We start from the raw sequence: 18639 nt of genomic DNA, 5'->3' as shown, positions 1-18639 counted from the left end.
AGCTCGCCGGCAGCTGACACACAGTCTCGAGAAGGGGTCGACGGTTCGCCGTCGGCCCCTTCTTCGTGTCCTCGGGTCCGGAGATCGCGGTCGATGGGCAGTTCTCCCCATCGGCTCACCGTGCGCGACCGGGGTAGGGTGAATCCGGCGGAACCGGGGGGTGGCCATGTCAGACGTCGAGATCTTCTACGCGGAGCTGAACGATGCCGCGAGGAGCCTCACGACCGCGACCTCTGAGGTCCTCACGCAGGCGGCGGGTCTGCAGGGTGACGACACCGGTGTCGAGAACCCGGCGCACCGCTCCGCTCTGCGACTCGAGATGCACCGGCGGCTGACCGCTTTGCACGACCGGGTGTACGACCGCGTCGAATCGGGGGATGACCTCGCTGCCGCGATCTCCGCCATCGCGAGCAAGTACTCCGACCTCGATGTCGAACTCACCGGGCGGGACGGACCATGAGCCTGACATCGCCGAATCGGGGGTATCCGCTCGAACGCCTCGAGGGCAGCAGCGGATCCATGGGGTACTGGAGCGGTCTGTTCACGCGCGTGGCCGACCGGCTCGGCGACGTGCGTTCGGCCGCGAACTCCGCGCAGGAACTGCGCGGAGTCGGTCGTGCGGTCACAGCGGTGCGCGCAGATGCCGATGACCTCGCCGCACTGCTCCCCGCCGACATCGCCGAGGCACAACTCCTCGCCGGCGTCCTGCAAAGCTATGCCGACGCGTTCGATGCGTATGCCAAGCCCGCCAACGATCTGATCGACGACATCGAGACGGCGCACGCCGAGTGGTCCCGGCTCGACATCGCCGCCGATCGAGCCGGTCGTGCCGCCATGGCCGCCGCCTACGGTGACGATCAGTCCGAGATCGATGAGACGACCGACGCCGTGAACGATGCGATCGTCGACCGTGATGCCGCGAAAGAGGCGCTGGACGAGCTCTGGAACCAGTACGAACGGCTCTACGGCGACTGGGACGCCGCGTACGATGCGGCCCTCGCCGCACTCGCCGCAGGCACGGGTGCCGTCTTGACGAACCAGGCGCGCGACCTGCTCGCCGACCTGCTCGCGGCCTCAAGCCCGGAGGAGGTCGCTCGACTCTGGGCGGCGAACCCCGAACTGCAGCAGGAGCTCATCGACAGCCACCCCGCCATCGTCGGCAACCTCGACGGGGTCCCCTGGGACGTGCGTGCGAGGGTGAACGCCGCGAGGCTGGAGGAGGTGCTCCAGACCGAACCCGCGGGTCCGCACCGTGACGACCTCGAAGCGATCGTGCGAGCGCTGAACGCGGGTGGGATCCCGGCCCCGAATCTGATCAGCTTCGACCCGGACGGTTCGGAGCAGGTGACCGCGGCGATCGCCTACGGCGACCTGTTGACGGCGTCGGAGATCAATACTCTCGTCCCCGGGATGCTGGGGAACGTGCACGACCTGCAATCGTGGGGTGAATCGGCGAAGGCGCTGAACTCCTCCGTGGGAGCCGGATCCGCGACCGTCGTCTGGTTCGGCTACGACACGCCGGAACTCCTCGAGGAGCCCGCGATGGGTCGAGCGCAGGACGGAGCGGCGTCCTTGCGCTCCTACCTGCTCGCGGTACGCGCGCTGTCGCCCGAGGCCGACGTCAACGTGATCGCACACTCGTATGGCAGTACGACAGCGGCGCTCGCCATCGGATCGCAGCCCGACGGTCTCGGCGTCACCTCGTTGATCGCGGTCGGATCCGCCGGGTTCCCGAACGATGCGGCCGTCGTCGACAACCTGACCAACGGCGAGCCCCCGCAGATCTATGCGACGATCTCCGAGGACGACGCCGTGGCCCGCGTCGGTCGCGCCACGGCTCCCGGGCATCCTGTCAGCCCGGAGACCCTGTCAGGGACTACCGTGTTCGACAGCGACGGTGGCGTGAGCGCATCCGGCGACAGTCTTCCGTCCGCGACCGGACACGATGCTCTGGGGCCCGGTGCATACCTCGAGCCGGGTTCGGAATCCTTCTACAACGTGTCGGAGATCATCCAGACCGGGGAGCCCGGTACCGTTCGCGGCGGCGAGGGCAGTACGCAGGGGTTCTGGGATGCGAGCAACTGGTGGATCAGCGATGAGTACGCTCTCATCGACTTCTGAGCGAATGGGACGACGAATGCGCGGGATATGGCGGCGCGGAGTGATGGCGGCAGCAGCCGTCGGATTGGTGATGACGATGACGAGCTGCGGAACCACGTCGGCGCCCGAAGGCGATGCGCTGTATCGCGATGGCGAGAAGAATTACGTCGCGTACTCCACCGTCATGCACTCCGTGATCATGGCGATCCACGAAGGCGACTGGGCCGTGGACCAGGGCTCATTCGGCGCCTCGCCGATTCCCTGCCGGATCGACGGCGACGTCTCGGGGTACACGTTCTCCTGGGCGCGGGTGCTCGAACCGGCGGAGGAGATCGATGTGGAGGCCGTGGTGGCCGCGGCGACGGCGGCGTTCGAGGATGCCGGGGTGGAGGCGAGCACGACGCGATTCGGAGAGGGCGATCGGCAGGAAGTCAACATCGTCGGCACCGGAGGCGACGTCGGCCGAGGTGTCGTGACGATCCGGCCCGGTCGGAACCAGATCTCCGCGACGGCGATGCCCGGGTGCATCCCCGGCGATGCGGCCGCGCTCTCGGACATGGTCTTCGGCGGAGAACTCGCCTATGACGGGGCTTCGCTGCGATTCCCGGCGTTCGAGGGTCCGAATTGGCAGCCGCGGTTCTATTTCCCCGAAGAGGGGAGCCCGGTGTACTACAACGAAGACGGATCGCCCGTCGAACCTCAGCCGACGACGACCGCGTTCCCGGTCGCGCCCTACGGCGGCTGACGAGCGCTCTCGGACGGTGTCTCAGCGGGCCGAGGTGTGTACGGCGGCGGCGTCGGCCAGGTGCCGCGCGTCGTGATTCAGCACCTTCACGATGATGCCGTGCTTGCGCAGTTCGGCCACGGTGCGGGCGCCTTCGTCCGCGTCGAGGCCGAGAGCCTTGATGTTCACGACGACCACCACGTCGCCGATGCGCAGGGTCGAGATGAGGCGCGCGAGGCGGTCGTTCCAGCTCTCCAGGATGTCGGGCGCCGGGTGACGGAATCCTTCGATCGGCACACCGAAACGGGTGAGATCTTCGCGCTGCTCGACCACTGACGGCAGACCTTCGCGGGCGACGACGAGACCGACCAGGCGTGAGCCGTCGGGGCGGGCGGTCCAGAAGTTGCGGTTCTGCTGCAACTCGGTGAAGCACTTCGGGCAGGACGCCGCATCGTGCGGCAGGTGCAGGGGACTCGTCAGAGCCTCTTCGACCGATGCCGTGGTCTTCGTGGGATCAATCGTCTCGCTCATCGCGCACCTCCGGCATCCATTCTGCCCTGTCGGCGTGCGTCGCGGTGACCGGATTCACAAGAGGCCGAGGCTCTGCACCGTCTCGCGTTCCTGCTGCAGTTCGGCCACCGAGGCATCGATCCGGGTGCGTGCCCACTCGCTCAACTCGAGTCCCTCGACGACGTGCCACTCACCGTCGATCGACCGCACCGGGAAGGACGAGATCAGGCCCTCCGGAACGCCGTATTCGCCGTGGGAGACGACGCCGGCCGACGTCCAGTCGTCGGTGCCCCGCACCCAGTCGCGCACGTGATCGATGGTCGCACTCGCCGCCGATGCCACCGACGAGGAGCCCCGTACCTCGATGATCTCCGCCCCACGCTTCGCCACGCGGGGGATGAACGTCCGGTCGAGCCAGGAGGGAACGTCGCCCACGATCTGTTCGAGCGCCTCTCCCACCGGCCGGCCGCCCACCGTCGCGTGCGAGATGTCCGGGAACTGGGTCGCCGAGTGGTTGCCCCAGATGGGCACGCGGCGAACCGTGTGCACCGGAGCCCCCAGCGTCAGTGCGAGCTGAGCCCGCGCGCGGTTCTCGTCGAGCCGTGTCAGGGCGGTGAAACGCTCGGCGGGCACGCCATCTGCCGAGGCGGCGGCGATCAGCGCGTTCGTGTTGGCGGGGTTGCCGACCACGGTGACGCGCACGCCGGATGCGGCGTTCGCCGCGATGGCCGCACCCTGCGGCCCGAAGATGCCGCCGTTGGCCGCGAGCAGGTCGCCGCGCTCCATACCGGGCCCGCGTGGACGTGCACCGACGAGCAGGGCGAGGTCGCAGCCGTCGAATCCCACTGCGGCGTCATCCGTCACCTCGACGTGATCCAGCAGTCCGAACGCGCCGTCCTGCAATTCGAGCGCCGCGCCCTCCGCGGCACCGAGCCCCTGCGGGATCTCCAGCAGCCGCAGACGCACCTTCTCATCCGGGCCGAGCAGGTCGCCCGCCGCGATGCGGAACAGCAGTGCGTAGCCGATCTGTCCGCCGGCTCCGGTGATGGTGATCGTGGTCGTCATGCCCCGAGCCTACGTCCGTTCGAGGGGCCTCCGCTCGGAGTACCCTCGTCCCATGACCTTCAATCCCGACGCCGACATCTCTGGCAACACCACGCGTCGTCGCGGGCGCACGGCAGCGATCGCCGGTGGCACGGGCGTGGGCGTGCTCGGCATCATCGCGCTCATCGCCGGGCCTCTGCTCGGCATCGACCTGACCGGGTTGCTGGGTGGCGGAGCGCCGAGCGGAGGCAGCGAACCAGCGGGCGGATCGGTCATCGAGAACTGCGATACGGGGGCGCAGGCGAACGCCGACGTCGACTGCCGCATGGCGGGTGCTCAGGTCGCGCTGGACGCCTTCTGGGCCGAGAACGTGGAGGGCTATCGCAAGCCGCAGATGATCGTCGTCGACGGATCGACGCCGACACAGTGCGGTACGGCGTCCAATGCCGTGGGGCCGTTCTACTGTCCCCCGGAGGAAGGGGTCTACGTCGACCCGACGTTCTTCCAACTCATGCAACAGCAGTTCGGGGCGTCCGCCGGCAATCTCGCGCAGCTGTACATCGTGGGGCACGAGTGGGGTCACCACATTCAGAACATCACGGGCGACATGGATGCCTACCCGAACAACGGCACGGGGCCGGGAAGCAATGGGGTGCGGATCGAGCTGCAGGCCGACTGCTACGCCGGGGCGTGGCTCGGCCGCATGACCGAGCAGAAGGATGCCGACGGCGATCCGTACCTGATGAAGCCCACCGAAGCGCAGATCGAGGACGCGCTGAACGCGGCAGAGGCCGTCGGCGACGACCACATCCAGGAGCAGTCCGGGTTCTCGAATCCGGAGACCTGGACGCACGGATCCAGTGTGCAGCGGAAGCGCTGGTTCGCGGAGGGCTATCAGAACGGGCTGGGCGTCTGCGCGCAGGTGCTGACGCTTCCCGCCGATCAGTTGGACCCGTGATGCCCGGCGGGTGGGCGAACGTCCGCTACCGTTGACGAAGTAGTCAGCACGACCGGCTGGGGGGCCGACGATGAAGAAGACGGATGCACTGTATCCACCGATCGAACCGTACGAGACAGGGGAACTCCTCGTCGGTGACGGCCACCGGGTCTACTGGGAGGTCAGCGGCAACCCCGAGGGCAAGCCGGTGGTGTTCCTCCACGGCGGTCCCGGCAGTGGGACATCGCCGTGGCAGCGGCGGTTCTTCGATCCGAAGCGCTACCGCATCGTGTTGCTGGACCAGCGCGGCTGCGGGCGCAGCACCCCGCACGCGAGTGCACCCGACGCCGACTTCCGTCACATCACGACGGCCCATCTGATCGCCGACATCGAACTTCTGCGCAAGAATCTCGGCGTCGAGAAGTGGCAGGTGTTCGGCGGATCGTGGGGCAGCGCACTCGCGCTCGCCTACGCGCAGGCGCACCCGGAAGCCGTGACCGAGCTGGTGCTCCGAGGCATCTTCACCCTGCGTCGAGTCGAACTGGAGTGGTTCTACGAGGGTGGTGCCGCGGCGCTGTTCCCCGATCTCTGGGAGAGCTTCCTGGCACCGATCCCCGTGCTGGAGCGCTCGCACATGATCGAGGCGTATCACCGTCGACTGTTCGACCCCGATCCCGCCGTGCACGTGCCGGCGGCGGTCGCCTGGTCCACCTGGGAGGCATCGACCGTCACCCTGACCCCAGATATCGCGCAGATCGAGGCGATGTCCGATCCGGCGAAGGCCACGGCGTTCGCCCGCATCGAGAACCACTTCTTCGTCAACCGCGGCTGGTGGGAGGAAGGGCAGCTGATCGCCGGTGTCGACGTCATCCGCCATATCCCGACGGTCATCGTGCAGGGACGACACGATGTCGCGACACCGATGATGACCGCATGGGATCTGCACCGCGCCTGGCCCGAGGCGGAGTTCGTCGTGGTCGACGACGCCGGTCACGCGGCCACAGAGCCCGGCACGCAGAAGGCGCTCCGAGCAGCGACCGATCGGTTCGCGCGATCGACGCGTTGACCGTCAGGCCTGCAGCGCCTTCGTCAGCGTCTTCACGAGCCCGGTGATGCTGCCGTCCACCCGGTAACGGGTCAGCCCTTCGCTGACGACAGCCCCGGTGCGCGCGGAGACGAACCAGGGCGGCTTCGGCAGGATCGTGAATCGTCCACCGCCGTTCGCGATCGGCAGCGACCGGGGGAACGGGCGGAAAGGGCCGCGCAGCACCGAGCGTTCGACGTCGTCGAGCAGGAGGGCGTTGTGCACCACACCGATGCCGCTGCCGACGTCGCCGATCGTTCCACCGGGGAATGCACCCCATGTGAGGGTGGGGGTGATGAAGGCGAACGCCGTCCAGCTGTTGATCGCGATGGACCCGTAGTGGAGCGCGGCGATGGCTCGCTCGAAGCCGGCGCCGAGCGACTTCTCGGTCGCGGGGTCGATCAGCAGGTTCGCGCCGAGGGTGCCCTGGAGCTTGTCGTTGGCGTGAGTCACGGCGGCGTCCAGGAAGTCCTGGCCCGTGCCCGGCACGGTCACGACGCCCAGCACGGGGGCGAAGTACTCGGTGCTCTCCAGTGCCGTCGGATCGTCGTCGGCATCGATCTCGACGAGCAGCCGGTCGCCCAGCACGAGGGCGTCGGGGTAGGCGTCGGTCGCGAGCTCCATCCGCGACGAGGAACCGGGGTACCAGATCGGGCGCTCCGGCGCGTTGGCGTACGCGCGCCGCAGCGCTGCGCGGAAGGCATCCGCCTGGTCCCAGTCGGACGAGATGATCACGACCTGGCCGGCGATGCAGTTGTGCCCGCAGTTCTGCAGCCGCATGGTCGCGATGTGCTCGGCCTGGTAGGTGAGGTCGGCATCGGTCCAGGCGCCGGGCACGACGATGATGGGGGAGACGCCGCCGAGCTCAGCCGTGATGGGCTTCTTCAGCTGGGGGCGATCCTCACGACGTCGTCGCTTCGTCGCCGCCGCGCCCTCGCCCTTCGACGGACCCCAGACGATGGTGTCGAACGTCGCCGCCGAGCCGGTGATGTGCACGTGCACGAGTCCGGGGTGGCCGGTGAGGTAGGCCCCGACGTCGGGCCCGCCGCGGACGATGCGCAGGAACCCGGGCTCGATGAGCGGCGCGAGTGCGCGCTTGTAGACCGGCACCAGCGCATCCTGTGTCGGGTTCACCTTGAGCAGAGCCGTGCGGTTGTGGGCGAGCAGCTCGTAGAGCACGTCGAGCACCGGGATCGACGTCACGTTCCCCGCTCCGAGCACGAGGCCCACACCGCCCGACTCGGTGGGCGTGCGCTGCGCGAGGCCGGCCGCTGCGCGCGCGGCGCCGGGGGTGATCCCCGGTTCCAGCCAGACCTCGCCCGCGAAGCCCGACAACAGGAACCCGTCGATGCCGGTGAGGGGGAAGGCGTGCACGCGGGTGCGTCCTCCGGGCGCGCGATCGATCGTGATCCCGTCGAGCGGGTTCACACCGTTCGCCAGGCGCGAGAGGGTCTCGATATAGGCGTCGAGCGCGCCGAGCACGCTGTACGGTCCGCTGAGCCACTCTTCACCGCGCAGGGGATGCCGCGCGTCGAGGCCCTTCGAGGCGGCGGCCGTGTGCGCCCAGTCCTCCGCGGTGGCGGCGACGCTCGTGCGCACCGCGCGCAGCAGCGTCGCCCGTTGGGCGACGGTGAGGGCAGACCAGGTGCGCGTTCCGGTCTGAAGGGCATCGACCGCGGCGTCGAGCCGTTCTCTTTCCCCTTCGCCCAGCTCCGGGGCTGCGCTTCCCGACGCGCGCTTCGAGGTCGGGGCGGAGGTGGCGGTTGTGCTCGCAGAAGTCATCGACGTCTCCTTCGGACGGGATCCCAGCTTAGGCGTGGAAGGGCTCGAGGGTATCGATGTCCGCTCGGCGCAGGCGGTAGTGGCGGAGGGTCAGCAGACTCCCGGCCATCAGCACGGCGGGCAGCGCGCTGAAGCTGAGCACGATGCCCGTGACGGCCGCGTCCGGCTGTTCGACCGTGGCGCCTGCGACGGTCGAGATGTAGCCGGTGGCCGCGAGGGTCAACGACACAGCGGTCGCGCCGAGGGCGAAGCCCACGGTCTCGCCCGCGGTCCAGATGCCGGTGAAGGTGCCGGCCTGTCCCGCTCCGCTCGTGCGTTCGTCGTGCGAGATCACATCGGGCAGCATGGCCATCGGCAGCGACTGGAGTCCTGCGTAGGCGACGCCGGCCACCGCGACGGACACGTAGATCCAGGCGCCGGATGCCCAGACGGCGAAGACGAGCGACGCCGCGGCCGCGGTGAACAGCACGGTGGCCATCGCGAACGCCCGCTCCTTGCCGACCCGTCGCGCGATCACGGTCCATCCCGGGGTGGCGAGCAGTGCGGGGCCCACCAGCGCGACGAAGACGAAGGTGACCGCGTCCTCCGACCGCAGCACCCAGGTCGCCACGTACTGCGCGCCGGCGAGCATCGTTCCCGTTGCGAGCGCCTGCAGCACGAACGTCCCCAGGAGTGCACGGAAGGGCTGGCTGCGCCCGAGTGCGCGGAAGCCCGACATGTACTGGTGCCGCCAGGTCGAAGCGACGGCGGCGGCAGCGTCAGCGGTGGTGACGGGGGCGGCCGCGGTGCGCTTCGCCGCCATATCCGCCGTCCCGGAGGCGATCAGCATGCCGATGCCGATTGCGATACCTGAGGCGATGCCCATCAAGAGGTAGCCCTGCACAGGGTCGTCGCCGGCATTGCGCAGGGCGGGGCCACCGGCGCCGAACAGCAGGATGGCTGCCGTCAGCACGACCACGCGCCACCCGAGCAGACGCGTGCGCTCGTCGTAGCTGCCGGTCAGTTCCGCGGGCAGAGCGACATACGGCACCTGGAACAGGCTGAATGCCGTCGCGGTCGCCAGGAACGCCAGCAGCACACTGATCGCTCCGGCGACCGGCCCCCAGGAGGGCGGTACGGCGAAGGTGAGGGCGAAGAAGAATGGCAGAGCGAGCGCACCGGTCACCATGAACCCGCGGCGCGACCCGGTGCGAGCGAGCTGGCGATCGGACGCGGCCCCGATCAGCGGGTCGATCAGCACGTCCCAGATCTTCGCCGCCGTGACGATCAGACCGGCGGCGAGGGCGGCGACACCGAGGTTGTCGGTGAGGAAGTAGGTCAGCACGAGGCCCGGCAGTGTCGCATAGCCGCCAGTCCCGAGGGAGCCGATCGCGTACAGCACGATCGTGCGCGGAGAAAGACGGACGGGTGCTCGTTCGGACCGAGCCTCGGTGCTCATCGCGCCAGTGTAGTGGGGCGATGCCGCGGGGTCAGATCAGCGAGAGCTCGCGCAGCTTCGACTCGACGTCGGCGTTCGACGGCTCGACGTGGTGCGAGGCGTCGGGGTACACGACGACGGGGATGTTGGTGCGGCCCGAGATCTCCTTCGCCACGTCTGCGGCGGCGGGCTCGGCGACCAGGTCGACGTACGTGTACTCGACACCGAGCGCGTCGAGCTGCTTCTTGGTGCGGATGCAGTCGCGGCACCAGTCGGCGCCGAACATCGTGATGGTGTCGGAGGCAGGAGAAGTCATGCATCCAGCCTACGGCCGCGCGGATGAGGTGGCGCTGAGTGCCGGCTGGGCGCGCGGTGGGGCATTCCGGACTCATCCCTTGTAAGTAAGGGTGCCCTAACTTAGGCTGGGGCCATGAGCGGCGCATGCGAGCATCTGGAGGATCCCGATTGGGACGACATCGAGGGTGCCGTGCTCATCGCCGGCGACGCCGCCGACGCCGGCTTCATCGCGAGCATCGCCGCGCGGTTGCCGTGGGACGCGCAGGGCGTCGTCATTCTCGAAGCGGCGGCACGCATCCAGTTCCGACACATCGACGTCCCCGACGGGGTGTCGGTGCGCTGGCTCGTGCGTGGAGACGGAACGAGGGCGCATACGCGCGGCGAACGGCTCGCGAACGCCGTGCACGCGTGGTGCGTGGAGTGGGCATGCAGTGAGCCGCCGTCGCAGTGGACGGTGTGGCTCGGGCCGCACACTCCGCCGCACGTGGCGCGCATGGCGCGCAGTCTGCTCGGCGTCGCCAACTGACCTCACGTCGGCGGTGGCGCACCGACCGGGCGGCGAAGGGCTGCTCGGGCTCTCAGCGCACCGAGGCGACCGCGGGAGCGTTCGCGCCCGCGGTGATCGCGTCGAGTGCGCGACGCAGCGACGAGCTCGACGTGTGCGCCGTGTACGGGAAGTACACGACCTCGACGCCGACCTCGGCGAACTCGCGCTCCAGGCGCAGACCCTTCTCGGTGCCGCGCCAGTCGTCGCCCTTGAAGAAGTGCGTGAACTGCACGTCGCGCCACGAGTCCATCTTCGACGGCGTCGTCTCGACGTAGACGTCATCGACGAACGAGATGTGCTTCACGATCTCCGCCCGCTCGGCCGTCGGGATGACGGGCTCGATGCCCTTCACCTGACGCAGCATCTCGTCGCTGACGACGCCTGCGATCAGAATGTCGCAGTGCTGCTTGGCGTGACGAAGAAGGTTCAGATGCCCGACGTGAAACAGGTCGAAAGCACCAACGGCATAGCCGATACGCGTCCCCATGATCTCCCCAGATCAGTAATTCCCCAGTAAGCGGATCCCCATCCGCTTCGCGACTCCCACAGCCGCGGTTCGAAAGTCTAGCAGGTCCGGGTTTCCTCCCGCATAGGAACCCGTGGAACGATGGAGGCCGCACGCGATGCGCGTGGGGGACAGGGGGCGGACGTGGGGACACCGGTCACGGTCATCGTGCCGACGTTCAACGAGCGCGACAACATCGCCGAGCTCGTGGCACGGACTGCGGTCGCCCTCGAGGGGTGGGACGCCGAGATCCTGTTCGTCGACGACAGCACGGATGACACGGCGGCCGAGGTCGCGCGGGTGGCGGCAGATGCTCCGCTCCCCGTGCGCGTGATCCACCGATCCGAGAACACGGGCGGACTGGGCGGCGCCGTCGTCGTCGGGCTCGAGGCCGCGGCCTTCGACATCTGCATCGTGATGGACGGCGACCTGCAGCATCCGCCCGAACTCCTCCCCACCCTGCTCGCCCGGTATGCGCAGGGAGACGCCGATGTCGTCGCCGCGTCCCGCTACATCGGCGGAGGGGACACGAGCGGCCTCGGCACCGCTGTGCGCTTCGGCGTCTCCCGCGTCGCGACGTGGCTGACGCGGGCGATGTTCCCGATCCGTCTCGCCCGCAGCACTGACCCGATGACCGGGTTCTTCCTGGTCGATCGCGGTCGTCTCGACCGCTCGACGCTCCAACCCCGGGGTTTCAAGATCCTCCTCGAGATCCTCGCTCGCAACGATCTGCGCATCGCCGAGGTGCCGATGGAGTTCGCTGAACGTCGACACGGCACGTCCAAGGCGAGCATGCGTCAGGGGGCGATGTTCCTCGAGCACCTCGCGCGCCTGCGCTTCGGCAAGATGTCGTTGTTCGCACTGATCGGTGCGATCGGCGCCGCCGCCAACCTCGGGATCATGTGGGCGCTCACCGCCGCAGGGGTCCCGTACATCTGGGCGGCGATCATCGGTGCCGAGGTCACGATCATCGGCAACTTCGTGCTGCAGGAGCGCTTCGTGTTCGCCGATATGCGGACCGACGCGCGCGCCCTCGGCATCCGCTTCGCCAGCTCCTTCGCGTTCAACAACATCGAGGCCGCACTGCGGATCCCGGTGATGGCTCTGATGGTCGAGTCGTGGCACATCTCGAGCGTCGTCGCGACCGGCCTCTCGCTCATCGTGGCGTTCTTCGCCCGCTTCCTGTTCCACTCGCTCGTCGTGTACGCGCCTCAGCGGCGACGCAAGGGTGAGGGCGATGGCGCCGAGCCCCCGACGGACACCGCGGCCCAGCGCGTGATCCGTGCCATCGATGCCGAGGTGATGAAGCCCGGCGAGCTCTGAGGGCGGGGCTCCTTCCGGAGCCGGTTTCGAGAGCGCTCGGCGACTCCTCTCTTGCCAGGACGGGCGAGGGGGTCCATAGTGGGCTCGTGGAATCCGAGGGCGGTCCCTCGCTGTCTCTCACCTGGGCGCATCGTGTCGAACAGTCGGCGCGCACCTGGGAGCAGAGCCACGCCAGGGGAGAGGTGCCCAGCATCTGGCCGTACGGTCTCGATGCACTGCGTGACCACGCGGCGGTCGAGGTGATCGACCTCGCCCCGCCGGGCCGCGTCGCGCGAGCTCGTGCGCGATTGTCCATGGGGCCGCGCCCCGTCGACGGTCTCACGCTGACGTGGGATGAGAACACGGCCTATCGGATGCAGACGACCCACCCGCGGACCCGATTCGCCACCGGGGTGATCTGGCTCACGGATATGGCCGAGACCGGGGAGGCACCGGCACGGATGGTCGCGATGCTCGGCAGGGCAGAGGCCGCCTGGGTGCTCAGCGACGCACAGGTCGAACCCCTGCGAACGATGCTCGGGCACGGACCGACGCGCGTGTTCGCTGTCCCTTTCGGCATCGACAGCGCGTTCTTCGTCCCGAGGCCCTATCCGGACCGGCCGCGGATCGTGAGCGTGGGGAACGACCGCGACCGCGACCCCGCCACCCTCTATGCGGCGCTCGCCCGGGTCCTCGCCATCCGTCCGGAGACCGAGGCGGTGGTTCAGACGCGGTCGGACCTCGACCCGCCGGAGGGGGTCCGGGTCGTGCGGCACATGCCGCATGCCGACCTCCGCGACCTCTACGCCACCGCGAGCGTGGTCGTCATCCCGACCCGGCCGAACCTCCATGCCTCCGGGATGACGGTCGCACTCGAAGCGCTCGCGACGGCGCGTCCTGTCGTCGTCACCGATACCCCGGGGATGGAGCAGTACGTGAGCGAGGGGCGCACCGGCCACCTCGTTCGTCCGGAGGATCCTGCCGAGCTCGCCCTCGCGCTGCTCCGACTGCTCGACGATCCGGGACATGCCGCCGAGCTCGGGCGGAACGGCCGGATCGAGGTGGAGCGGCGTTTCACGACGCAGATCATGGTCGCATCTCTCGTGCGAGGGCTGCTGGCCCCCGCCTGACGATGCGCCGGGTGCTGCCGAGGCGCCCTAGCGCTTGGCGCCGCGGCGCTTGACCCGCACGGCGGCGCGGAACGCGTCCGCGTGAGCGCGGCCGGCGTCGGCCCAGTCGCGGCGGGAGAGATCGGGCGAGCCCGTCAGCGTGGTCGCGGACCGCCACGCCTCGACGACGGTCGGCGCATCGAGATCGCCGTCGTACATCAGCACCCACTCCGGTCCGACTTCGCGTCCGAGAGCCTCGTTCGCCTCGTTGCGGGGGACGAGCACCGGTCGGTCCATCGACAGGGCGGCGAGGACGCTGCCCGAGTTGTGCATGAAACGGTAGGCCAGCACGATCAGGTCGGAAGAGGTCGCGAGCTGGACGAGTTCGGCATCGCTCAGGAAGTCGAGGTGGAGCTCGACGCCCGGGAGATCCGCGGTCCGCGCCCGGAGGTCGTCGCCGAGCTCAGGGGTGGACGGCCGCCCGCCGATCCGCAGGCTCAGCGCCGGCTCGACCGTCACGGCCTCGGCATAGGCATCGATGAAGCCCTCCAGACCCTTGTAGCGACGGATGCCGCCGAACGACCCCAGCTGCCCCGTCACCCGCTCCGCCGAGGGGAACCTCGCGTACCAGCCGCGGTAGTCGCCGTGCAGGATCAGGCTGTGCGGGGTGCCGGGGGCGAGCGGAGTGGTCTCGTTGATGACGATCCGGTAGTCGGTGTGGCGATCGATGAAACGCAGCAGCCACAGCCGAGGCGCGTTGTCGTCGGGGAGTTCGATGTTGTGCACGGTGCGCACCACGGCGATGCGACGGGAGAGGCGGTGTCGGAACACGAGCGCCGTCGTGAGGAGGAACTTGCCCGTGGACTTCCACCACGTGGAGCCGTGCAGCTTCGCCTCCGGCCAATGCCAGTGGAAGGCGTCGTAGCGTCCGAACAGAGCCGTCCCCCAGGAGAACCGCAGGCGGGTCAGGCCCTCCGTGGATCCGAGCGCCTCATCGAGCATCTTGTTGTACGGGTTCGTCGTCGGACGGGGGGCGCCCAACGATTGCATCACGCGGATGCTCGATGCGGTGTCGGTCATGGTCGTGTCATCCTCCGATGGGCGACGGTACTCGTCATAGCGGCGGCCGAGGGCGGCCGCGATCGTGCCGCGGCCGCGGTGCACGAGGCGGGTTCCTCTGGCGTGGTGGGTGATGTTCGAGGTCAGTGTTCCGAAGATCCTGCGCAGGCCGCCGACGACCATCCGGGCCACGCCGCCCACCAGGGCCTTCAACCGCAGGATGCCGCGACGGATCTTCCCGTCGGTCAACATCAGCTGGATGCGGGTGCCGGCATTCGCGGAGCTGTATGCCCGTTGCGCCGCCCAGGCGCGGCTCAGGCGCGACGCGACGACGAGATCCTCTGTCTCCGATTCGTTGCACCACACGATCAGGCCGCCACGACGTGCGAGCTGCCGCGAGAAGAGCGTGTCCTCCCCACCGCCCAGACCGAGGGACGGATCGAAGCGCAGCCCGAGCCGACGCACGGAACGGAGGTCGAGCAGCAGGTTGCCCGCGGCGGCCACCTGCAGCACGGTGCCCGTCCGTCTCGGCGGTCGCCGGAACGTGCCGGACGCGAGCAGCCACGGGTCGACGTCCTCGTCGAAGACCGAGATCACGCGGCCCATCACGGCGTCCGCACCGTGTTCGCGCCAGACCTCGATGAGCGAGGAGAGCCATGCCTCCCGAGGGATCTCGTCGTCGTCGATGAAGGCGAGGAGATCGCGATCGGCGCTTTCATCCAGGATGCGGTTGCGCGCGGCGACGATCCCCGGTGCGGGTTCGACGACGTAGCGCACAGGGAGATCCGCGTCCGCGGCGATGCTCCGCGCAGAACCCGCGGGGTCGTTGTCGACGACCAGCACATCCACCGCGACTCCGAGGTCGGCGCATTCGGCGATGCGTGCGGGGAGCGTCCGGAGCAGGGCCGCCAGAAGCTCGGGCCTCCGGTACGTGGGTACGCCGATCGTCACAGTGATCATGTCGTTCGATTCCGGTCCCCTGGTCATCCGCCCCATCCCCATGGCAGTATCGCGCCTCGACTCCGACGCCGGCTCATCGTATCGTGAACCCCCTGATACCGATCTGCGGGGGCTGCTCTCGCGTATAGTCGTTGTCCTGGGAGTCGACGTCGGTCGCGACTCTGGGGAATTCGACCGACGACCCGAGGCGATCCGTGACCCGGATCCGGGGGGAGGATCGCGTGTCAATCGAGCACGGACGGCTTGCCGTCGTCGTCGTCAACTACGCCTCGGCGCGGCTTCTGCAACGCAATCTGGTGACCGTGGAGCGCGAAGCGCGGGCGATCGATCCCGACGTGCTCGTCCTCGTCGTCGACAACTGGTCGAACGCCGATGAACGGCGTGCCGCCGGCGAAGTCGCCGACGCGCACGGCTGGCTGCTGATCGAATCGGAATCGAACTCGGGTTTCGGCGGCGGCGTCAACATCGGTGTCACGCGCGCGCTCGCCGAGGGGGCGACCGACGTGCTCGTCATCAATCCCGATGCGCACATCGACCGCGACTCCCTGCGTCGACTCGCTTCCGTCACCGCTGCCTCACGCACCACGCTCGCTTCGCCGGTCATCACGGATTCCGATGGAAGAACCTGGTTCGCCGGCATCGACCTCCTGCTCGACGACGGCACCATGCGCGCACGACGCAAGCGCGTCGACGGCGATGCGCAGCCGTTCGAACCTTGGCTGAGCGGGGCCTGCCTGTGGATCACGCGCGAAGTGTGGGAGCTCGCCGGCGGTTTCGACGACGACTACTTCCTGTACTGGGAAGATGTCGACTTCTCTCGCCGCGTGGTGTCCGCCGGCGGCTCGCTGATGCTCGTCGAAGACGCCAATGCGGTGCATGATGAGGGCGGCACGCAGCGCGCCGAACCCGAGACCTCCCGGGCGAAATCCGAGGGGTATTACTACTACAACATCCGCAACCGGATGCTGTACGCGGTGCGTCATCTCGACGATGCCGCGGTGCAGCGCTGGCGCCGCTCCATCCCCCGCACGGCCAGAGAGGTCATCCTCCGAGGTGGGCGACGGCAGCTGATCCAGTCGGCCGCACCGATCCGGGCCTATCTTCGCGGTGTCCGCGAGGCCCGTCGGATCGCGCGGACCCACGCAACGGTCCAGAAGGGCAGGAAATGGTCGTAGACGCATATCACCGTCTCGCGCGTGCGCAGAAGGGGCACGCGCGAGGGGCACCCGCGTACTCGGTGTACGTCAACCGTCGTATCGGGCGGGTGCTCGCCGCCGTGGCCTACCGGATCGGTCTCACCCCCAACCAGGTGTCGATCATCAGCGCGGTGCACTCGTTCGTCGCGATCGGACTGATCGCGTTCGGTCCCGTGAACGTGCCCATGGGGCTGCTGATCGCCCTCCTTCTGGTGCTCGGGTATGCCTGGGATTCCGCGGACGGCCAGGTCGCACGTCTGCGCGGCGGGGGAAGCCCCCAGGGCGAGTGGCTCGATCACTTCATCGACACGATCAAGATCGCCTCGCTCCATCTCGCCGTGCTCATCGGGCTCTACCGCGTCCTCCCCGAGACGCCTCTGCTGCTGTTGATCCCGATCGTGTTCAGCATCGTGGCCACGACCACGTTCTCCGGAATGCTCCTCAACGACCTGCTCAAGGGAAAGCACGCGGTGGCGTCGACCCATGAGCGCGGCGGCGGGACACTGCTGCGGTCTCTCATCCTGCTGCCGACCGACTTCGGTCTCGTGTGCCTCGTGTTCGTCCTGTGGGGATGGACCCCGGCGTTCCTCGTCGGCTACGGCGCACTCTGCGCGGCAGCCGTCCTGTTCCTGGCGCTCGCCGCGGTGAAGTGGTTCCGCGAGATCGGAAAGCTCGGGGAGGCCGCATGACCGACGAGAAGATCCTCGTGGTCTGCGCCGCCAACGTCTGCCGGTCGCCTCTGGCCGAACTCGCGTTGAGGCGGGGGCTCGGGGCGGATTCGCCCCTCTCGGTGAGCAGCGCGGGCATCCGAGCGAACGCGGGCGACCCGATCTGCTCGGTCGTGGCGTCGCTGCACGACGACGAGGAGTGGCAGGCACAAGCCCGGGCGCACCGGGCGCGACCGGTCACGGTCGAGCAGATCGAGCAGGCGAGCATCGTGCTCACGGCTTCGCGCGACATCCGTGGCGAGCTGGTGCGACTGGCACCGCGGTCGCGTGACTGGATGTTCACGATAAAGGAAGCCGCTCACCTCGGTGAGGGCTTCGCGTCGTCTGCTCCGGATCGGGTGGCGGAATATGTCGCCCACCTCGACCGGGGTCGATCGAGAGCCGTTCCGTTGGCCGCGTCCGGAGGTGTCGGGACCCGCCTGCGGCAGCTCTTCGGAGGCCGCACGACCGTCGACCCGACGAGCATCGCCGATCGCCACGGAAGCCGCGGACACCTGGAGACGATCTCGGAGGTCGAGGCCTCCGTCGCGACCATCCTGGCGCAACTGGGAGGACATCGGCGACACTCTTCTTGAGCGAACACTTGCGATATTCCGGTCCTCGCACTACGATTAGCCGACGCCGCGTTCTACGCGGTTGAAGGGGACCCGAAGCCGAGGGGGCTTTGGGAACGGGGAATCTGGGTTCTGGGGAGCTGCAGTGTTCAAAGTTTCATCATGCCGTTCTGGGGACGGCTCTTCGCGCTCACTACGAGCGATGGTCGTCGCGCCGTTGGTGGCGCTCGCACTCGTCACGGCCGGCTGCACCGCAGCGCCTGGCGCGTCCGAGACGCCGGCGCCTGAAGGCACCAGCACCACCGACTGGACGCCGCCTTCCGACACGGAGACCGAAGGGCCCACCGAGGCTCCGGCGCTCACCGAGCAGAGCGGGGCGCTCGACGCACCGATCGCGCTCTCCACCGACATGGTGGTCACGATCGACAAGATCTCGACGACGACCATCAAGCCCGAGACGCCCGGCGAGTACGCCGGCTCCGCAGTCGTCGTCACGCTCTCCGTGTCCAACGACTCGAAGCGCGCGCAGAGCGTCGATTCCGCGGTCGTCAGCCTCGTCACGGACGACGGCGACATCGGCGTCTCGACCACCGCCGGTCCGAACGAGCCCCTGCAGGGCGAGCTCGCCGCCGGCGCGAAGGCCACGGGGACCTACGTCTTCATGCTCGACCCGACTCAGGGCCGCTCGGTGAAGATCAGCGTCAACTACGCCGCAGGAGAGCCGGTGGCGACGTTCGCCGGCCAGCTCTCCTGACGCGCACGCATTCTTTCGCATCACTTTCGG

At 68.7% G+C, this 18639-nt stretch carries 19 protein-coding genes; 12 read left to right on the top strand and 7 right to left on the bottom strand.

The window, feature by feature from the left end; translation table 11 throughout:
- Window positions 1-166: 166 nt before the first annotated feature.
- The 3 genes from GLO27_RS10600 to GLO27_RS10590 are packed head-to-tail and all read left to right on the top strand — an operon-like array spanning window position 167 to window position 2845.
- Window positions 167-460 (top strand): hypothetical protein, encoded by a 294-nt coding sequence (locus GLO27_RS10600; RefSeq protein ID WP_021198762.1) that lies wholly within the window; start codon window positions 167-169, stop codon window positions 458-460.
- Complete coding sequence (locus GLO27_RS10595) at window positions 457-2121, top strand: alpha/beta hydrolase (protein WP_021198761.1); 1665 nt, start codon at window positions 457-459, stop codon at window positions 2119-2121. The genes GLO27_RS10600 and GLO27_RS10595 overlap by 4 nt, the downstream gene beginning before the upstream one ends.
- A 43-nt stretch (window positions 2122-2164) precedes the next feature.
- Window positions 2165-2845: a hypothetical protein gene (locus GLO27_RS10590; protein WP_167254716.1), complete on the top strand. Its 681-nt coding sequence runs from the start codon at window positions 2165-2167 to the stop codon at window positions 2843-2845.
- 21 nt (window positions 2846-2866) lie between these two features.
- Here the strand turns inward: GLO27_RS10590 and GLO27_RS10585 are convergent, their stop codons facing one another.
- Together GLO27_RS10585 and GLO27_RS10580 are read right to left on the bottom strand one after the other, a co-directional pair.
- The gene (locus tag GLO27_RS10585) at window positions 2867-3355 is read right to left on the bottom strand and encodes a dehydrogenase (RefSeq protein WP_029260475.1); all 489 of its coding nucleotides are present in this window, start codon (window positions 3353-3355) and stop codon (window positions 2867-2869) included.
- Between the two features lie 54 nt (window positions 3356-3409).
- Window positions 3410-4399 (bottom strand): malate dehydrogenase, encoded by a 990-nt coding sequence (locus tag GLO27_RS10580; protein ID WP_021198758.1) that lies wholly within the window; start codon window positions 4397-4399, stop codon window positions 3410-3412.
- Window positions 4400-4451: 52 nt separating this feature from the next.
- Here GLO27_RS10580 and GLO27_RS10575 point away from each other — a divergent pair, with 52 nt between their 5' ends.
- Both GLO27_RS10575 and pip read left to right on the top strand, forming a co-directional pair.
- Window positions 4452-5336, top strand: coding sequence for a neutral zinc metallopeptidase (locus tag GLO27_RS10575; RefSeq protein WP_021198757.1), 885 nt, complete (start codon window positions 4452-4454; stop codon window positions 5334-5336).
- Window positions 5337-5406: 70 nt separating this feature from the next.
- On the top strand, window positions 5407-6381 hold the full coding sequence (gene pip / locus GLO27_RS10570; protein WP_021198756.1) for a prolyl aminopeptidase: 975 nt from the start codon (window positions 5407-5409) through the stop codon (window positions 6379-6381).
- Window positions 6382-6384: 3 nt separating this feature from the next.
- On the opposite strand, the gene GLO27_RS10565 is transcribed toward pip, so the two are convergent.
- The 3 genes from GLO27_RS10565 to GLO27_RS10555 are packed head-to-tail and all read right to left on the bottom strand — an operon-like array spanning window position 6385 to window position 9914.
- On the bottom strand, window positions 6385-8181 hold the full coding sequence (locus tag GLO27_RS10565) for an aldehyde dehydrogenase family protein (protein ID WP_208323597.1): 1797 nt from the start codon (window positions 8179-8181) through the stop codon (window positions 6385-6387).
- A 28-nt stretch (window positions 8182-8209) separates the two neighbouring features.
- Window positions 8210-9619 carry an MFS transporter gene (locus GLO27_RS10560; RefSeq protein WP_243844761.1) on the bottom strand — a complete coding sequence of 470 codons (1410 nt, stop codon included), beginning with the start codon at window positions 9617-9619 and terminating at the stop codon, window positions 8210-8212.
- Window positions 9620-9650: 31 nt separating this feature from the next.
- A complete protein-coding gene (locus GLO27_RS10555; RefSeq protein ID WP_017831447.1) occupies window positions 9651-9914 on the bottom strand; it encodes a glutaredoxin domain-containing protein in 264 nt (87 codons plus the stop codon).
- A 114-nt stretch (window positions 9915-10028) separates the two neighbouring features.
- Here GLO27_RS10555 and GLO27_RS10550 point away from each other — a divergent pair, with 114 nt between their 5' ends.
- Window positions 10029-10421, top strand: coding sequence for an SIP domain-containing protein (locus tag GLO27_RS10550; protein WP_017831448.1), 393 nt, complete (start codon window positions 10029-10031; stop codon window positions 10419-10421).
- Between the two features lie 52 nt (window positions 10422-10473).
- Here GLO27_RS10550 and GLO27_RS10545 read toward each other — a convergent pair whose 3' ends face one another.
- Window positions 10474-10929 (bottom strand): adenylyltransferase/cytidyltransferase family protein, encoded by a 456-nt coding sequence (locus tag GLO27_RS10545; protein ID WP_021198753.1) that lies wholly within the window; start codon window positions 10927-10929, stop codon window positions 10474-10476.
- 120 nt (window positions 10930-11049) lie between these two features.
- On the opposite strand from GLO27_RS10545, the gene GLO27_RS10540 reads away from it, so the two are divergent.
- Together GLO27_RS10540 and GLO27_RS10535 are read left to right on the top strand one after the other, a co-directional pair.
- Window positions 11050-12270: a glycosyltransferase gene (locus GLO27_RS10540; protein ID WP_021198752.1), complete on the top strand. Its 1221-nt coding sequence runs from the start codon at window positions 11050-11052 to the stop codon at window positions 12268-12270.
- Window positions 12271-12356: 86 nt separating this feature from the next.
- Entirely contained in the window at window positions 12357-13379 is a 1023-nt protein-coding gene (locus GLO27_RS10535) for a glycosyltransferase family 4 protein (protein ID WP_167254714.1), read from the top strand.
- 27 nt (window positions 13380-13406) lie between these two features.
- On the opposite strand, the gene GLO27_RS19810 is transcribed toward GLO27_RS10535, so the two are convergent.
- Complete coding sequence (locus GLO27_RS19810) at window positions 13407-15404, bottom strand: glycosyltransferase (protein WP_243844760.1); 1998 nt, start codon at window positions 15402-15404, stop codon at window positions 13407-13409.
- Between the two features lie 194 nt (window positions 15405-15598).
- On the opposite strand from GLO27_RS19810, the gene GLO27_RS10520 reads away from it, so the two are divergent.
- The 4 genes from GLO27_RS10520 (at window position 15599) to GLO27_RS10505 (ending at window position 18609) form a co-directional block, all read left to right on the top strand.
- Window positions 15599-16552: a glycosyltransferase family 2 protein gene (locus tag GLO27_RS10520; protein WP_021198749.1), complete on the top strand. Its 954-nt coding sequence runs from the start codon at window positions 15599-15601 to the stop codon at window positions 16550-16552.
- Complete coding sequence (locus GLO27_RS10515) at window positions 16543-17262, top strand: CDP-alcohol phosphatidyltransferase family protein (RefSeq protein WP_021198748.1); 720 nt, start codon at window positions 16543-16545, stop codon at window positions 17260-17262. The genes GLO27_RS10520 and GLO27_RS10515 overlap by 10 nt, the downstream gene beginning before the upstream one ends.
- On the top strand, window positions 17259-17876 hold the full coding sequence (locus tag GLO27_RS10510) for a hypothetical protein (protein ID WP_051667932.1): 618 nt from the start codon (window positions 17259-17261) through the stop codon (window positions 17874-17876). Before GLO27_RS10515 ends, GLO27_RS10510 begins: the two co-directional genes overlap by 4 nt.
- A 181-nt stretch (window positions 17877-18057) precedes the next feature.
- Window positions 18058-18609 carry a DUF4352 domain-containing protein gene (locus tag GLO27_RS10505; protein ID WP_021198746.1) on the top strand — a complete coding sequence of 184 codons (552 nt, stop codon included), beginning with the start codon at window positions 18058-18060 and terminating at the stop codon, window positions 18607-18609.
- The last annotated feature ends 30 nt before the right edge of the window (window positions 18610-18639 follow it).

The organism is Microbacterium sp. Be9, from assembly GCF_011754135.1.
GTDB classification, from domain to species: Bacteria; Actinomycetota; Actinomycetes; order Actinomycetales; family Microbacteriaceae; genus Microbacterium; species Microbacterium maritypicum_A.
Note: the sequence above shows the minus strand (reverse complement) of the source record. Positions and strands in the feature narration are given on the sequence as shown.

Excerpts from the sequence above, each read along its gene's own strand:
- GLO27_RS10595 (WP_021198761.1), top strand. The coding sequence starts at position 457 with ATGAGCCTGACATCGCCGAATCGGGGGTATCCGCTCGAACGCCTCGAG.
- GLO27_RS10555 (WP_017831447.1), bottom strand. The coding sequence starts at position 9,914 with ATGACTTCTCCTGCCTCCGACACCATCACGATGTTCGGCGCCGACTGG.
- GLO27_RS10510 (WP_051667932.1), top strand. The coding sequence starts at position 17,259 with ATGACCGACGAGAAGATCCTCGTGGTCTGCGCCGCCAACGTCTGCCGG.
- GLO27_RS10585 (WP_029260475.1), bottom strand. The coding sequence starts at position 3,355 with ATGAGCGAGACGATTGATCCCACGAAGACCACGGCATCGGTCGAAGAG.
- GLO27_RS10540 (WP_021198752.1), top strand. The coding sequence starts at position 11,050 with ATGGAGGCCGCACGCGATGCGCGTGGGGGACAGGGGGCGGACGTGGGG.
- GLO27_RS19810 (WP_243844760.1), bottom strand. The coding sequence starts at position 15,404 with ATGACCAGGGGACCGGAATCGAACGACATGATCACTGTGACGATCGGC.
- GLO27_RS10515 (WP_021198748.1), top strand. The coding sequence starts at position 16,543 with ATGGTCGTAGACGCATATCACCGTCTCGCGCGTGCGCAGAAGGGGCAC.
- GLO27_RS10565 (WP_208323597.1), bottom strand. The coding sequence starts at position 8,181 with ATGACTTCTGCGAGCACAACCGCCACCTCCGCCCCGACCTCGAAGCGC.
- GLO27_RS10575 (WP_021198757.1), top strand. The coding sequence starts at position 4,452 with ATGACCTTCAATCCCGACGCCGACATCTCTGGCAACACCACGCGTCGT.
- GLO27_RS10560 (WP_243844761.1), bottom strand. The coding sequence starts at position 9,619 with ATGAGCACCGAGGCTCGGTCCGAACGAGCACCCGTCCGTCTTTCTCCG.
- GLO27_RS10545 (WP_021198753.1), bottom strand. The coding sequence starts at position 10,929 with ATGGGGACGCGTATCGGCTATGCCGTTGGTGCTTTCGACCTGTTTCAC.
- GLO27_RS10580 (WP_021198758.1), bottom strand. The coding sequence starts at position 4,399 with ATGACGACCACGATCACCATCACCGGAGCCGGCGGACAGATCGGCTAC.
- pip (WP_021198756.1), top strand. The coding sequence starts at position 5,407 with ATGAAGAAGACGGATGCACTGTATCCACCGATCGAACCGTACGAGACA.
- GLO27_RS10590 (WP_167254716.1), top strand. The coding sequence starts at position 2,165 with ATGGCGGCAGCAGCCGTCGGATTGGTGATGACGATGACGAGCTGCGGA.
- GLO27_RS10505 (WP_021198746.1), top strand. The coding sequence starts at position 18,058 with ATGGTCGTCGCGCCGTTGGTGGCGCTCGCACTCGTCACGGCCGGCTGC.
- GLO27_RS10600 (WP_021198762.1), top strand. The coding sequence starts at position 167 with ATGTCAGACGTCGAGATCTTCTACGCGGAGCTGAACGATGCCGCGAGG.
- GLO27_RS10550 (WP_017831448.1), top strand. The coding sequence starts at position 10,029 with ATGAGCGGCGCATGCGAGCATCTGGAGGATCCCGATTGGGACGACATC.